Genomic DNA, 15,913 nt, shown 5'->3' on the forward strand with positions numbered 1-15,913 from the left:
TTTAAGACTTCAAAATTTTTAGAAGTCTCCAGCGAGCGCCCACACAAATTATCTGATTATCTATTTTAAAGAGCGTCTGACTTCGTTACCGCTTCGTTGTTGTGAAGCGTTGTCCGTGTCAGTGGGTGCGTATAATACGCATCAGGATTTTCAGTGCAAGTACTTTTCTGGAAATTTTAATAAAAAAGCGCTTTTTCATTAAAAAGCGCGACATTTGTTTAAATAAACGCCTAATTCAAACTAAAATAGTTCAAATAACAACCAATTACGGTAAGTAACAGCTCGACTTGATAGCGCTCAAGCGAAAGCCCTAGAGTTTTTTATAGAACTTCCAACTTAGCAAAGGATAAAACTAGCCACTTGGTGCCGGCATCATCAAAGTTCACTTGAACACGTGCTTGCGGACCTTGACCTTCATAGTTCACAACCAAGCCTTCACCAAAGATCGGATGTTTAACACGATCCCCCATGGAGACATTCGTCTCAGGCACCTGATGTCCATGTAAGATATTTTGGTTCTGACGCTGTACTGATGCCGAATAGTCAGGACGCTGCATTGACACAGGACGCGCTACTTGTGAACGTAAGCGCACTTCCTCTAAACACTCATCAGGAATTTCACGAATAAAGCGTGATGGGCTATTAAACGATTCAGAGCCATATAGTCGACGAGATTCAGCGTAGGTAATATAAAGCTTTTGCATAGCACGGGTAATTCCCACATAGCACAAGCGACGCTCTTCCGCGAGACGGCCAGGTTCTTCAAAGGACATTCGGTTCGGAAATAGGTTTTCTTCAACGCCTGCCAAAAACACCAATGGGAACTCTAAGCCTTTAGCTGAATGCAAAGTCATCAATTGTACTGAGTCTTGATATTCATCGGCCTGAGCTTCGCCCGCATCTAAGACCGCTTGATCCAAGAACGCCATCATCGGCGAGCTAAACTCTTCCTCCGAGTCCAGCCAATTGAAACCACTCGCTGCATTTACGAGTTCTTTTAAGTTTTCTACACGGGCTTCGCCTTTCTCGCCCTTTTCCTTCTCGTGATAGGGAATCAAGCCAGCTTCAGCAATAATCTGATCAAAGATATCACCTAAGCCAAGATCAGGGTTTTGCAATGTCATTGCCATGCCATGAATTAGCTGCATAAAACCTTTGATAGCATTCGAAGCGCGAGCAGGCATTAAACTATGAGTAACAATCTGGTCAGCGGCTTGCCACATTGAGCAGCCTTGGTCACGCGCCAGTTCGCGGATGGTGCCAATACTGCGCTCACCAATACCTCGTGTCGGTACATTAATCACACGCTCCATTGCGCCATCGTCGTTAGGATCAATGGCCAAACGCGCATACGCTAAGGCATTTTTAATCTCAAGACGATCGTAGAATCTGTGACCACCATAAATCCGGTAAGCAATCTGTTCCCTAACTAAGCATTCCTCGATCACACGCGATTGCGCGTTAGACCGATACAGAATGGCCATATCTTTTAGCGCTGTACCATCATCACGCCACTTCTTGACGATCTCGATGATAAAACGCGCTTCATCTTGCTCGTTAAAGCCTGCGTATACCGAGATCGGTTCACCTTCACCGCTGTCTGTCCAAAGTTCTTTGCCTAAACGGTCGTCGTTATTACTGATCAAACCGTTGGCCGCTTTTAGAATATGTCCCGTAGAACGGTAATTTTGCTCCAAACGAATAGTGTGCAAGTCTTTAAAGTGCTTAGATAAGCTTTGAATGTTCTCAATTTTCGCGCCACGCCAACCATAAATAGATTGGTCATCGTCACCTACTGCTGTAATCGTGCCGCTGTCGCCAACCATTAAACGTAGCCACGCGTACTGAATGGTGTTGGTGTCTTGGAACTCGTCCACCAATACATGTACAAAACGCTGTTGGTAATGTTTCAACAAGGCAGGCGTGGTCAACATTAACTCATGAGCGCGCAATAATAGCTCACCAAAGTCCAGCAAGCCGTTTTTCTCACAGGCTTCTTCGTAGTGGTAATACATTTCACGCATACCACGAGAAAACGGGTCGTGGCTATCTGGCACATGGGCCGCGCGCCGACCTTCGTCCTTTTGCGCGTTGATAAACCAACAGACTTGCTTCGGCGGCCAGCGCGTTTCATCAATGCTCAGCTCACGCATGATGCGTTTCACTAATCGTTGCTGATCATCGCTGTCCATGATTTGGAAATTTTCTTTCAGTCCCGCATCACGCCAATGAGCACGTAGCAATCGATGAGCAATACCGTGGAAAGTGCCTACCCACATACCTTGTGGCGGTACGCCCACCAATTGCTCAATACGGCCTTGCATCTCGCGCGCCGCTTTGTTGGTAAAGGTTACGGCCATCAGGCTATAGGGGGAAATGTCGTAAGCGTGCATAAGCCAAGCAATGCGATGCACCAACACACGCGTCTTACCAGACCCTGCGCCTGCTAACACTAGGCTGTTTTGCAGCGGTGCTGCCACCGCTTCCCGCTGCTTATCGTTCAAAGCATCGAGGATAAAAGAAACATCCATTCGTATCCGCCAATAAAAAATTCATAATAAATAGGTTGATTTTTGACCAGTTAGCGTTTTTTATATCACTGAAGTCTTGATGTCTGTCTATTTTGACTTTTTTCACCTGTCGATGACAGTGATGTGTGCATTTCTGTCGTCGAAATGGACCTGTGAGGAAAAAATGATGAGTACGCCAGCGGAAATTATTTCCGAAGTTAAAACCGATTTGTTACACGCTTCCATCAGCTTGAAGAAAGAAGAAAGCGAGCGCAACCAAAGAGAAGGTTGCGAACGTTTGTTGAAAGCTCGGCGAGCAATTGAAGCTTATTTAGAAGAAAAGCGCCTTAATCAAGCGATTTCAGACGGCTGGGACGAATAGCCCTACACGTCATACCACATTCTGGCGGTCTCGCAAGCTGTGCCAGTGGGACTGCTTTACCTTTAAATTCAGATCCTAAACCAAGATTTGAGTGACGTCCTCCCCTACACGCTTTTTCCCTCTGTTATTTGTCAATTATTGTCGTATTTACAAACCAATTTTGTCTCTTGTTATAGCGAAGGGAACACGCTTCGAGTAACATTACGGCTGATTTTTTACCGTCAACGCACAATAAAAACAGTACATATAACCCTTATGGGGAGTCATCATGTTCGAAAACATTCAAGTTGCACCTGCTGATCCTATTCTCGGCTTAAATGATGCTTATCGTAACGACCCAAACCCAAACAAAATTAATTTAGGTGTAGGCGTTTATAAAGATGAGCTAGGCGCGACGCCAATTCTAAAGTCTGTTAAGCAAGCTGAAGAGCGTTTAGTCGCAACCGAGAAGACCAAAAGCTACTTGAGCATTGAAGGCACAGAAGCTTACCGTCAAGCTGTTCAAGAGCTGTTATTTGGTGCAGGCCACGATGTCATCGCTAAACAACGTGCCCGTACCGCTCAATCACCTGGTGGTACTGGTGCGTTACGTATTGCAGCAGAATTCATCAAAAAACACCTACCTGGTGCAACCGTTTGGGTAAGTAACCCAACATGGGCGAACCACCAAGCAATTTTCCAATCAGTTGGTTTGGAAGTTGGCAGCTACGCGTATTACGACGCAGCGACTAAATCACTGGATTTCGAAGCCATGCTCGCTAGCCTTTCACAAGTACCAGAAGGTGACGTTGTTCTGTTCCATGGTTGCTGCCATAACCCAACAGGCATCGATCCGACCACAGAGCAATGGGCACAATTGGCAAAACTTTGCAGCAAACAAGGCTTCCTGCCATTGTTTGACTTTGCTTACCAAGGTTTCGGCAGTGGCCTAGAAGAAGATGCGGCAGGTTTACGTGTTTTCTTGGACCAAGCTCAAGAAATGCTGATCGCTAACTCATTCTCTAAAAACTTCGGTTTGTACAACGAGCGCGTTGGCGGCATTACCGTTGTATGTGAAACATCTGAGCAAGCAGACGCTGCGTTCTCTCAAGTTAAACGTTGTATTCGTGCAAACTACTCTAACCCACCAGCTCACGGCGCAGCAGTTGTCACTGAAGTCCTAACAGATCCGGAACTGCGTAGCCTTTGGGAAACAGAGCTACAAGCAATGCGAACGCGAATTAACGAAATGCGCAACTTGTTTGTGAGTACTTTGCGTGCGAAGGGTGTGGAGCAAGACTTCTCATTCATCTCACATCAAAATGGTATGTTCTCTTTCTCAGGTCTAACACCTGATCAAGTCGCACAACTGCGTACCGATTTTGGTATTTACATTGTGGGCTCTGGTCGTATCAGCGTTGCAGGTATGACAAAAGACAATATGGAACCACTGTGTGAAGGTATTGCTAAGGTACTTGCTAGCTAAGCACTAATCGCTTAATAATAAAGCCAGCTGAAAATATTCAGCTGGCTTTTTTTTGCCTTGCGTTTTACCACGCTGCCAAAGTATGAGGAACAAAGACATGACCGCAACATTAATTTATTGCTACGACCCAATGTGTAGTTGGTGTTGGGGGTTCCGCCCTACTTGGACTGCGTTACAAAAAGCTTTAGCGAAGCACATTGATCGTGAAGACTTGATCATACAACCGATGCTGGGAGGATTGGCCGCAGACTCAAATGAGCCGATGCCAGTCGCCATGCGCGAGAAACTGCAAGGAACGTGGCAACAGATCGAACAAAGTTTGGGTACAAAATTTAACTATCGATTTTGGACCGATACAGAGCCTCGTCGCTCTACCTACCCTGCTAATCGTGCTTGTTTGGTCGCGCGTGACCAAAACCTTGAAATGGAGATGTATCACGCGATTCAAAAGGCCTATTACTTAGACGCTAAAAACCCCTCTAACTTGAGTACCCTTGCGGATTGCGCCGAACAGATAGGCTTAAACCGCGATGGTTTTATACTCAGCATGCAATACACCCTGCAACAAGAATTAGCCGAAAAAGAAATCGATAACGCACGTCAGCTGGGATTGAATTCATTTCCATCACTGTCATTACTCATCGGCGAAGAACTGATGGAAATTCCCATAAATTATCAAGATCACACGCCGATGTTGGCACAAATTGAACAGCGCCTAAACTCTCTTTAATTCTAGGGTTTAAAGCGCTTTATCAAGTGCTTCTAGCAGCTGATTGATGTCTTCCTGACTGGTGTAATGTACGAAGGACAATCGCAACACACCGGTCGCCGGATCCACGCCCAGCGCTTCAAGCAAGCGCACCGCATAAAAATGCCCTGCGCCACAAATAATCCCTTGTTTCACAAGCTTAGCCGCCAATTCTTGAGGTGTTTGTTCCGTCGCTAATAAAGACACGGTTGCGCTGCGTTTTGAGAAGTCTGCAGGCCCAACCAAGGTCAGCTTTGGATGCTCTGATACATAATCTAATAACTGGGGTAACAACGCTGCATCGGCATCATGTAGAAGCTTACGTACATTGCTGGCTCTCACACTGATGTCTTTGTTGGAATCAAAATGATGATCATGTAACCGATCAAAGTAATCTACTACACCACGGGCCGCCGCCACTTGTGCATGGTCAGGCCCCGCTGGGACGAACCACTTATGCCGATACCCACCGTTGAAATAGTGTCCTTGATTCCCCAACTGTAACGCTAGTGCCTGACGCACTACCATAACGCCTAAGTGGGGCCCAAATGCTTTATAAAGCGAGAACAGGTAGATATCAGCGCCTAGCTCTTTAACATCAGGGAAGCCATGACCAGCATACGCCACACCATCGACAACGGTCCACACGCCTGCCTGCTTAGCTTTGGCACAAATCTCTTTCACTGGGTTAATATGCGCCACTATATTGGAGCAATGTGTGAATGCCAGTAATTTAGTTTTATCCGTAATAAGTGTATCCAAATCAGCTGGATCCAGCTCACCTGTAATCGTATTAACGCGCCACTCTTTAATTTCAATGCCACGTTCAGAGAGCCGGCGCCATGCGCCTATGTTGGCTTCGTGATCTTGATTGGTAACAATTATTTCATCACCAGTTTGCAAAAGATGCGCAAACGCTTGCGCTAATACATAGGTATTTTGAGAAGTAGACGGACCTAAGTGTACTTCTTCAGGCAAGACATTAAGATACCCAGCTAAACGATCATGGGACTCGTCCATTTGCTTACCGGCATCTTGAGATACAGGATGCAGATGATAGGGCTGAAGCTTGCTTTGATGGTAATAGCGATTAAGGTGCACGATCACAGGCAAACAGGCGTAAGCACCACCCGCGTTGTCGAAAAATGCTTGGCCTGCCAACGTAGGCTCATCAAATGCAGGGAACTGTGAACGAACAAACTGCAAATCCAATGCGGGCATGCGAGTGCCTCCTTACTCTAAATGTTTGATTTATTAGCAGTATAGGAGGACTCAGCAAAAATGCTTGCCCTGAAAAAGGGAAATCATACTCTATGCAAGAAGTTGGGATTAGCCAAAATCGTGATTGATCAAATCCAACATAGGGTTGTAGACGGTTTTAGACGTTTTTTCTTCGTTGCTTTCAGATTCAGGAGGCGCGTCAGACTCCACGTCAGCTGGTAGGGCGTCATCAACTGGGACGCTATTATCAATAGCTGACTGCAGTGCATCCAGTTCTGTTTCTGTCTCGCCTTCTTTCAGCATTACATCGTCTAACTCAAAATCACTCGGTTCGAGTAGTAAGCCAGAAGTTTCTGATTCTGGGGTTTGCGGTGCCGTTGATGACACGTCGGTCATGTCCGGCTCCGTTTGAGGTAACGCTTCGGCGCTGTCAGATTCGATCGTATCCGCCACCTTCGACGCTTTGACAAAACTACTGAGCTGTGAAGCTAGCTTATCGATCGCATCATAGGTGACATTGACTGCCAGCCAATGGTCCGCATCGTTTTGCGCCGAGAGATAATAACCCGGCACAATACCGTGACGATGTTTCGCTAACAGCTGCGTCATCTGTGCATCGGTAAGCGCTTGATCCAATTGCAGCCATAACGTTAATCCGCCTTTACAACTAGCAAAGCGAACGGTATTTCCCAAAGCCGCTTCCAAGATGCTTTTCGATTTCTCTGCCACCGACCATATTTGACGAGCTCGACGCACCAAAGACTGACGCTGCGTCGATTGCAGGGCATCCATAAGTGCTTGCTGCTGCGGATCGCTCAAGGCTAAGTCAGCACTCAATAAAGCCCCTTCCAAGTCCGTATACTGACCAGGAATACACCATGCTGCGTTACGGTCGACCCCTTTCGACTCTACGCCACCGATGTACACCACTTGGTTTTTATCGTCTAAGGACTTGTACGTCATCAATGTAGAGGCTTTATAACCAAGATGCGACGTCATATCCCACTCAATCGCAGGAATCGCAACATGCTGAAGAATGGCCAACCAACGACGTAAGCTTAGATTTGACACTTCACTACCACTTGGGAAAGCAAACTGACTTGGGAACACGACCAATTTAATGGCATCGTCACGCATACAACGCACGGCTTCATCCAAATCGACCCCTCTTTCACCCGCAGCTAAGGTAAATACTTCACGACCAAGATTAATCAGTGTCGAGGTTAAACGTGGATCACATGGGGTGATCACCAGCACAGCGTCACCGCGATCCGTCAATGTTTGAACCGCTTGGGTGTACATAGACAATGGGGAACGGCCTAGCCAAATATGCGATGGATGGACGTTGATAGCGACTTTGCGTAAGTGCTCACTTACAGCCTCGCGCACCGCAAGATGGCCTTTACCTAAAATAGGTAAATCCGACTCACCTTGTTTGACGTTCGGAATCAAGAATTCATCACTTTGGTCCACCATCGCAGCACGATGTGATAAAGCGGACCAGGGCATTTTCTTACTCAACGCTTCGCCAAACTGCACCACTTGATCGCCCGCTAGCACATGAGCATGCTTAACACTGGGCTTATGACACACGAAGTAACCGGATTTAGGGCGTGACTCGATCCAGCCTTCCTCGGCCAGCAAATCGTAGCCATGAATCACAGTATTGAGACTCAGCTCAAGCTGTTTCGCAAATTTGCGTAGGGACGGCATTTTATCCCCCGGGGCCAATTTCCCTTGGCTCATTTGCTCTAAAAACCAATCCACTACACCTTTGTATAAAAAGTCCGCCACGGTCACTGTACCTTTAATGTCGAAATCTGTGCATTCTGTTAGAACCTTAGCGAATCAGGCTGAAATGACAAGTGTTTACCACCTGTAACATGCATTATTGCAGCCATTAGCTCATTTTGAGGTACAATTTACCCCTATTTTCAAAAACGGCCTGAGTGAGTGGTGTATGTCTTTTGACGCAAATACAATTCGAGATGAGTTTCCAATCCTGTCAATGGAAGCGAACGAGCACCCGTTGGTGTACCTCGACAATGCGGCCACCACTCAAAAACCTCAGGTGGTATTGGATGCTCTGATATCCTATTACACCACCAGCAACGCCAATGTTCACCGGGGAGCCCATTACCTCAGTGACCGTGCCACCGCTCAATTTGAACACGCCCGCGATCGCGTCGCACAGTTTCTGAATGCGCCCGAAAACAGCTATGTCATTTGGACAAAAGGCACCACGGAAGCCATTAACCAAGTGGCTCATGGCCTTGAGTGGTGTATCGCACCTGATGATGAAATCTTAATCACCAGTCTTGAGCACCATGCAAACCTTGTCCCTTGGCAGCAATTAGCGTTTCGGACTGGCGCGCGCTTGCGTGTACTACCACTTACATCAAAGGGTGAGTGGGAGCCGGAATACGCCCATTACTTTAACGAGCGCACGCGTATTTTTGCCTGCACTCAGATATCCAATGCCATCGGTGTAAAAACTCCGCTCAAAGACATGCTAGCGGCGGCGAAAGCCGTAGGCGCCTTTACCTTAGTCGATGGCGCACAAGCCGTTGCTCATTATGAAGTGGATGTGACTGAGTTGGATTGTGACTTCTATGCTTTCTCTGGCCACAAGATGTATGGTCCAACAGGCATTGGCGCGCTCTACGGTAAAGCCCATGCACTAGACGTGCTAACACCTTTGCAAACCGGTGGTGAAATGGTCAGCCACGTGACCTACAACAGCACCGAGTTTAATACACTGCCCTACCGGCTTGAAGCGGGCACACCCAATATCGAAGGCGTGATTGGCCTTTCAGCAGCGTGTGATTTTCTAGCCTGCCAAGATCGTGAGGACATGCTGATCTGGGAGCAAAAGCTGGCGCGCTATGTCTACGACGAACTGAAGTTCAACAATGACATTGAAATTTACTCGCCTGCCACAGACACCACAGTGGTGTCTCTCAGTGTGCCCGGTATTCATACATTGGATTTAAACGGCTACTTGGACAGCCAAGGTGTTGCCGTCCGCGCAGGCAGCCATTGTGCCCATCCACTGATGGCCCAACTTGGCGTTAGCAGCACCCTACGAGCCTCATTTGCTTGCTACAATACCCTATCGGAAGCCCGCCGCTTCTGTGATGTTCTTCTCGAAGCCATAGAGATATTAGGTGATGACTGAATTAAACCGCGACGCTATCCAAGCACAACTACAAACCTGCACCAGTAAAGAAGCTACCTTTAAAGAGTTAGTAAGCCTTAGCAAACAGCTTGATCGACTGACGGATGCTGAAAAGATTGAAGAGAACAAGGTAAAAGGCTGTGAAAGTGCCGTCTGGCTGATTGAACGTCAAGAAAACGGAGTATGCACTTTCCAAGCCGACAGCGACGCAAAACTCATGCGTGGTGTCCTCGCAGTGATTTTAAGCCTTGCTAATGGCCACAGCAAAGCCGAGTTGCAAGCGATGGATCTGGCCGCAGAGCTGAACGAGTTTAATCTGTCTAGCTACCTCACCAGCTCCCGTACCAATGGAATATTGGGGATTTTGAAAAGAATTAAGAGCTAATGAAAAGGCAGCATTTTCCTGTACTTATTCCCTAAGCAACAAATCCCGCTGTACCCAATCCGATAAATAACAATCCCGTAATGCGATTAATCAGTACAATATGGTGTTTCAATACATGAGACACCTTATCAATTGCCGATGATATCAGAACATGAATGATCAAGGTAATCGCCACCAGCTCGATGGTCAGCATAACCGCGTATGCCACGAAATGCTCATTAGAGGGGACAAACATTGGAAATAATGCACCAAAGAACACCAATGTTTTTGGGTTCAATAACGAGATCAGTACCCCATTTTTAAAACTGTAGCCCTGTGCCGCAATAGTCATTGTTCTATTAGAGTAATACAGCGCTTTACAGCCTAAATAGGCGATGTAGCCACTGCATAACCAGGTCATGACTTGAAACGCTTGCTCACTCGAATGAATCACGGCTAACAGCCATGTATTAGCCAGTAAAGATGCCAACATAAGCCCTGTGGCAATGCCAAAGATCACCGGTAAGGTACGGCGAAGATTGTGGTTAATGCTGTTACTGACAACCGCCAAACCACCTGGCCCTGGTGAAGCCGCCGATGCAAGGCAAATGGCTAAAAACGTTAACTGGCTTTCCATAATGTGACTCATTAATTAGGTAAGTCACTAATGTAATCCTAACGCTCAGCGTTATCTTGTAAAAAATTGCTGCCGATAAGCCGAAGGCGTAATCCCCATCGCGCTCACGAACGCTTTGCTGAAATGGCTTTGATCATGAAAACCGCAACGATACGCGACGTCTACCGCACTCGAGCCCGCTTTAAGCTGCGCTCTGGCATGATTCAGTCGTTGTTGGATTTGATATTGGTGTGGCGTGAGCTGAAAGTAACGTTTGAATTCTTTGATTAAATGAAACTTACTGATGCCCGCTTGTTGCGCGACAGTTTCCAAAGACACTTTATGTTGATACTGATCGGCTAGGTAATCACGTACCTGCTCGATATTCGATTGCGCCAATCCGAGCGCTCTTGGCGATTGACCGCGCTTAATGGCGTGCTTTTGCAGCAGATTGACTAAAAACAGCTCCCAATGCACTTCTAAATCCAATGCCTCCGCACCCGATTCGAGCTTAGCCAATAATAGCTGCATTTGCCGGCTCAAGCGTTCATCTTGCAAAATACTCGCATGGAAACTCGGTACGCCAGATCGACCAAACAACTCTTGGTACAGACCGCTAACTCGTTCTAATGAAGGGTATAAAGCACGGTAACGCCAACCTTCACCCTGTCCTTTGGAACCGGTATGCAGCTCATCAGGGCTGACAATAGACAACTGCCCCGGTAAAGCATTGTGACTCGCACCACGATGACTAAAATGCATCACACCTGTATCGACAATAGAAATCACATAATCAGCGTGAGCGTGTTTACCAAATACCGTATCCGTGAATTGCGCATGAATGACTTCAAGACCATTTAATACTTGGTGGGTCTTCACATAGCAAAATTCTTCAGCACGCATAACGCTCCCGTGGCACACTCAAACACCGGTAAAAAATTGTTCAGTCTTGTATGGCCTTTTGTGCCAATTTCTCTAGCACTCGCCCGACAGCAACAAAGCCAAAGGTGGCCGTAACAACCGTGCTGGCGCCAAACCCTGTATCGCAATTCATCTTGGTCTCTGTATCCCCTCGACGACGTTGCTGAGAAACTGTACCGTCTAGCTGTGGGTATTTCAGCTGTTCTTGCGAGTACACACACTCAATATCAAAGCGACGCTTATCATTTCGAGTGAAGTTGTAATGGCGACGTAGAAAGTTTCTCAATTTCGCCGCGAGTGGATCGCGCTCAGTTCGAGCCAAATCACAAATTTGAATTTGCGTAGGGTCCATTTGACCACCCGCAGCGCCTACTGTAATAACTTTACGTTTATTGCGCTTACACCACGCAATCAAAGCGGCTTTGGGTTTGAGGCTATCGATGGCATCTATAATGTAGTCAAACGGCGTATCGAGCAGCTCAGGGATGTTTTCAGGGGTGATAAAATCTTCAATGCCGTTCACTTGGCAGTTGGGGTTGATCAACTTAATACGCTCTGCCATGGCGTCGACTTTCGATTTGCCTATGTTGCCATCTAGCGCGTGAATTTGGCGATTGGTATTCGTGACACACACATCGTCCATATCGATCAAGGTAATCTGACCGATGCCTGAACGCGCAAGAGACTCAGCACACCAAGAACCTACTCCACCGATACCAATCACACAAACGTGGGACTGTTGAAAATAGTCATAGGCAGCATGGCCGTATAGGCGACGAATACCACCGAAACGCTGATCATCACTCACTCTTTTAACTCCTTGCAGAATCTTACCGATAAGGCAGAATAACGGCTTAGCCTAGCGGCGTCTAAATCATGACAAGCACAACGCCCAAGGATGGGCGTGCGCACCCTTCGCGGACAGGGACGTCCGTCCGTAGGGCGATGCTGTCATGTTTAGACGCGCGTCACTAAGGTCTCTATTCAACCATGCCTCTGGCGGCTGCGATTAAAACGATTAATAAATTATGCTGCATCAAGTGTTAGAACAACTCGGTCTTACAGAGCGTGAAGCCACGCTATACCAAACTTTGCTTAAACTTGGGCCAGCGTCGATTCGTGATATTGCCGAACAATCAGGCGTTAACCGGGGTTCCGCTTACGAATCACTCAAACAGCTGCAAAATAAAGGCGTCGTCAGCTATTTCCCAAAAGGCAAACGTCGCTTCTTCATGGCTGAGAATCCGGACATTCTGCTCAACCTTGCCGAAGAGCGTAAGCAGAACATAGAGAAGACCATTGATTCGCTCAAGCACACGATTATTCCAAGCTTGGTGCAATCCCAACCAACCTTTCACCACACCGACGTGCGTTATTACGAAGGCGACGATGGTATTGAGTGGGTATTGCGCGACATTTTAAACGTGGTCTCCCAGCAAGACCATAAGGAATACTGTGTATTTTCCTCCAAACCGATCCGACCGTACTTGTATCGACCATTCCCAACGTACACCAAGCAGCGAGTAAAGCTGGGCATTAACGTAAAAGTGATCGCTTTAGGCGACGGTGGTGAAGAGGCTGAGCTGTCTGAACGTAAATGGATAAAAACCGAAGGCAGTGTCGATGCCAGCTACATTGCCATCTACCCACCCAAGTGTGCCATCATCTCACTCGCACGAGACAACTTCCCGTCGGCCGTGGTTTTGGAATCCAACGATATAGCCAAAGCACAACAAATTATCTTTGATACTTTATGGCGACTGCTGTAATGCGTCATGTTCCGAAATAAAAAAAGCCCGAGCAATCGCTCGGGCAACAGTGGAGTAACATGGCGTGGCCATGTTGGCTGGCTTAAAAACTCAGCTTGGCTGCTAACCCGCCAGTTTGTCGACAATGATGCCGCGCTCGGCCATTAAGTCCTGAATATCATGAATACTGTTTGGATCGTCGATGGTGGAAGGAATATTAAACTCTTCTCCCGAAGCAATCTGACGCAGTAATTTACGCAGGATTTTACCAGAACGGGTTTTCGGTAACTTAGGTACCACCATCGCAATCTTAAAGCAGGCCAAGGCACCGATTTCTTGACGAACCAAAGCCACTAACTCTTCTTGAATTTTATCGGTGTGTTCTTCATAGCCATTTTTCAACAGTACCAATCCTAATGGTAACTGGCCTTTTAGATCGTCATTGATACCGATCACACAGCATTCAGCCACAGCGTCGTGCATGGCGACGACTTCTTCCATTTCACCGGTTGATAGCCGATGTCCTGCCACGTTGATAACATCATCGGTTCGTCCCATGATAAACACATAACCGTCTTCATCGATGTAACCACCATCTCCAGAGGTGTAATAGCCCGGGTATTCACTTAAATAACCCGACTTAAAGCGATCGATATCGCCCCAAATAGCCGGTAAACAACTGGGGGGCAGCGGTCTTTTTAAGGCGATACTGCCCTGCTCCATTGGCGCGAGCGGCTCACCTCGATCATCCAGCACATGCACTTGAAACCCAGGGGATGGCACTGTCGACGAACCTGGTTTAGCAATCTTCATTTCCAACCCTATTGGGTTAGCGCAAATCGCCCAGCCAGTTTCCGTTTGCCACCAATGGTCAACAACACATTTACCGGTGACGGCTTTAGTCCATTCGTACGTAGGGGGATCTAAACGTTCTCCTGCCATAAAGATGACCCGCAAACCGGCTAAGTCTTCTTTGTTCAGTAACTCGGCATGCGGATCTTCTTTACGAATCGCACGAAATGCCGTCGGCGCAGCAAACAAAGTCTTCACATCGTACTCTTTACAGACCCGCCAGAATTCACCGGCATTAGGCGTCATAATCGGCTTGCCTTCGTACATCACAGTGGTGCAACCATAAATCAAAGGGCCATATACAATGTATGAATGACCGACGACCCAACCGACATCCGATGCCGCCCAAAACACTTCACCCGGGCTCATGTTGTAAATGGCTTTCATCGAATAGTTCAAGGCGACGGCATGACCACCATTGTCGCGAACCACACCTTTCGGTTTTCCGGTCGTCCCCGACGTGTATAGGATATAGAGTGGATCAGTACCTTTAACAGGGGTACAGTCACACGGAAAAGCACTTTTCACCAGCTCGTTCCAGTCGTAATCCCTGCCTGCTTTAAGCTCTGCAAGCTCTTGTTCTCGTTGAAAAACAATACAAGCATTGGGCTCATGCTTAGCTTGTCTTAACGCTTCATCAAGTAACGGCTTGTAAGACACGACTCGGCTTACTTCTATGCCACAAGAAGCCGTCACAATGGCTTTAGGCTGGGCGTCATCAATACGTACCGCTAACTCATGGGCAGCGAAGCCACCAAAGACAACGGAGTGAATCGCCCCAAGCCGTGCAACTGCTAGCATGGCCATCAAAGCTTGAGGAATCATCGGCATGTAAATGACGACTGTATCGCCCTTACCGACCCCCTGCTGCTTCAATGCGCCCGCAAACACAGACACTTCATCTAACAACTCTTGATAGCTGTAAGTTTTCTTGGTGTTGGTCACGGGGGAGTCATAAATTAACGCCGCTTGATCAGCACGGCCGTTAGCGACGTGATGATCAAGCGCAAGATAGCAGGTATTGAGTTCGCCATCAGCAAACCATCGATCCATGCCATGCTCATCCTGTGAGAGCACGGTATGCGGAAATTGGAACCACTCTAACGCTTGCGCTTTTTCGCGCCAAAATGCCTCTGGTTCAGTACAGGCACGTTGATACTCTATTTGATATGACATGCAGGCAGACCTTTTATGTTTATTCTTTGCCAAACTTCAGATTGTCTACAATCTAAAGCGTCGAAACCAAATATAGACGAAAAAAGCGCCAAAAAATCTAATACTAAAGGCTAATATTTGAATATTATTTATTTTTTGTCGACAAAGTGAGCCGTTCTACGATTCTGTTCAATCACTTTAAGGCGCGCTACCGCTTCGCTTAGCTCTTTCAAAGCACGGTTATGGTCAAGATCATTAACCGAGCTACCTAAGTGCTCTTCCGCATGCTGTTTAGCCGCAAGGGCTTCTGCTTCGTCTAGCTCACCCGCTCGCTCTGCAAAGTCTGCTAATAATATGACCCGATGAGACTGCACTTCCATAAACCCACCCGAGATATACAACAACTCTTCACTATCATCCTCTTTTACCAAACGAGCACTGCCCGATTTTAATAGCGTCAATAGCGGGGCATGTCCGGGATAAATGCCAACATCACCCAAATCCGCAGGCACAACAATATACTTCACAGCACTGGAGTACAGTGTGCGTTCAGCACTGACAATGTCGCAAAGAATGGTTTGGCTCATAAAAACTCCTTTTTAAACTAGTTGGTTACTGCACTACATGCATAAATCCTTCCAACTATGAAAAACCCACTCCTTTTATAGACCAACATGCTGTATAGGTGCTGTTAAACACCAAATTTTAGGCATAAAAAAAGCAGCCCTAAGGCTGCTTTTTATGATCTGGATA

The 15,913-nt window shown here is 47.1% G+C and carries 14 protein-coding genes; 6 read left to right on the forward strand and 8 right to left on the reverse strand.

Translation table 11 applies throughout. From position 1 onward, the window contains the following. Positions 1 to 320: 320 nt before the first annotated feature. Positions 321 to 2,531, reverse strand: a complete 2,211-nt coding sequence (uvrD, locus tag AYW75_RS00005; RefSeq protein ID WP_067093628.1) for a DNA helicase II — start codon at positions 2,529 to 2,531, stop codon at positions 321 to 323. A 166-nt stretch (positions 2,532 to 2,697) separates the two neighbouring features. Here uvrD and AYW75_RS00010 point away from each other — a divergent pair, with 166 nt between their 5' ends. The 3 genes from AYW75_RS00010 to AYW75_RS00020 all read left to right on the forward strand — a co-directional run bounded on the left by AYW75_RS00010 (position 2,698) and on the right by AYW75_RS00020 (position 5,087). Further along, a complete protein-coding gene (locus tag AYW75_RS00010) occupies positions 2,698 to 2,892 on the forward strand; it encodes a PA3496 family putative envelope integrity protein (protein WP_067093631.1) in 195 nt (64 codons plus the stop codon). Positions 2,893 to 3,160: 268 nt separating this feature from the next. Further along, positions 3,161 to 4,357 carry an amino acid aminotransferase gene (locus AYW75_RS00015; protein WP_067093633.1) on the forward strand — a complete coding sequence of 399 codons (1,197 nt, stop codon included), beginning with the start codon at positions 3,161 to 3,163 and terminating at the stop codon, positions 4,355 to 4,357. A gap of 97 nt (positions 4,358 to 4,454) precedes the next feature. Continuing rightward, positions 4,455 to 5,087: a DsbA family protein gene (locus AYW75_RS00020; protein ID WP_067093636.1), complete on the forward strand. Its 633-nt coding sequence runs from the start codon at positions 4,455 to 4,457 to the stop codon at positions 5,085 to 5,087. A 9-nt stretch (positions 5,088 to 5,096) separates the two neighbouring features. Here AYW75_RS00020 and AYW75_RS00025 read toward each other — a convergent pair whose 3' ends face one another. Continuing rightward, positions 5,097 to 6,326 carry an aminotransferase class V-fold PLP-dependent enzyme gene (locus AYW75_RS00025; protein ID WP_067093639.1) on the reverse strand — a complete coding sequence of 410 codons (1,230 nt, stop codon included), beginning with the start codon at positions 6,324 to 6,326 and terminating at the stop codon, positions 5,097 to 5,099. Positions 6,327 to 6,434: 108 nt separating this feature from the next. Further along, positions 6,435 to 8,120, reverse strand: coding sequence for a GntR family transcriptional regulator (locus tag AYW75_RS00030; protein WP_067093641.1), 1,686 nt, complete (start codon positions 8,118 to 8,120; stop codon positions 6,435 to 6,437). Positions 8,121 to 8,286: 166 nt separating this feature from the next. Here AYW75_RS00030 and AYW75_RS00035 point away from each other — a divergent pair, with 166 nt between their 5' ends. Both AYW75_RS00035 and AYW75_RS00040 read left to right on the forward strand, forming a co-directional pair. After that, entirely contained in the window at positions 8,287 to 9,504 is a 1,218-nt protein-coding gene (locus AYW75_RS00035; RefSeq protein WP_067093644.1) for an aminotransferase class V-fold PLP-dependent enzyme, read from the forward strand. Then, positions 9,497 to 9,889: a SufE family protein gene (locus AYW75_RS00040; protein ID WP_067093647.1), complete on the forward strand. Its 393-nt coding sequence runs from the start codon at positions 9,497 to 9,499 to the stop codon at positions 9,887 to 9,889. The genes AYW75_RS00035 and AYW75_RS00040 overlap by 8 nt, the downstream gene beginning before the upstream one ends. 31 nt (positions 9,890 to 9,920) lie before the next feature. Here the strand turns inward: AYW75_RS00040 and AYW75_RS00045 are convergent, their stop codons facing one another. The 3 genes from AYW75_RS00045 to tcdA are packed head-to-tail and all read right to left on the reverse strand — an operon-like array spanning position 9,921 to position 12,213. Then, on the reverse strand, positions 9,921 to 10,505 hold the full coding sequence (locus tag AYW75_RS00045; RefSeq protein WP_067093650.1) for a LysE family translocator: 585 nt from the start codon (positions 10,503 to 10,505) through the stop codon (positions 9,921 to 9,923). A gap of 51 nt (positions 10,506 to 10,556) precedes the next feature. Then, positions 10,557 to 11,387, reverse strand: coding sequence for a helix-turn-helix transcriptional regulator (locus AYW75_RS00050; protein WP_067093653.1), 831 nt, complete (start codon positions 11,385 to 11,387; stop codon positions 10,557 to 10,559). A gap of 40 nt (positions 11,388 to 11,427) precedes the next feature. Then, positions 11,428 to 12,213, reverse strand: coding sequence for a tRNA cyclic N6-threonylcarbamoyladenosine(37) synthase TcdA (gene tcdA, locus AYW75_RS00055; protein WP_082856319.1), 786 nt, complete (start codon positions 12,211 to 12,213; stop codon positions 11,428 to 11,430). Positions 12,214 to 12,433: 220 nt separating this feature from the next. Between tcdA and AYW75_RS00060 the strand changes: the two genes are divergently transcribed. Continuing rightward, positions 12,434 to 13,174 carry a TrmB family transcriptional regulator gene (locus tag AYW75_RS00060; protein WP_067035541.1) on the forward strand — a complete coding sequence of 247 codons (741 nt, stop codon included), beginning with the start codon at positions 12,434 to 12,436 and terminating at the stop codon, positions 13,172 to 13,174. A 102-nt stretch (positions 13,175 to 13,276) separates the two neighbouring features. Here AYW75_RS00060 and AYW75_RS00065 read toward each other — a convergent pair whose 3' ends face one another. Further along, entirely contained in the window at positions 13,277 to 15,181 is a 1,905-nt protein-coding gene (locus AYW75_RS00065) for a propionyl-CoA synthetase (RefSeq protein ID WP_067093658.1), read from the reverse strand. Positions 15,182 to 15,309: 128 nt separating this feature from the next. Beyond that, complete coding sequence (locus AYW75_RS00070; protein WP_067093661.1) at positions 15,310 to 15,747, reverse strand: F0F1 ATP synthase subunit epsilon; 438 nt, start codon at positions 15,745 to 15,747, stop codon at positions 15,310 to 15,312. Positions 15,748 to 15,913 lie beyond the last annotated feature (166 nt).

The sequence above is a fragment of the Marinomonas atlantica genome (assembly GCF_001639725.1).
Taxonomy (GTDB): domain Bacteria; phylum Pseudomonadota; class Gammaproteobacteria; order Pseudomonadales; family Marinomonadaceae; genus Marinomonas; species Marinomonas atlantica.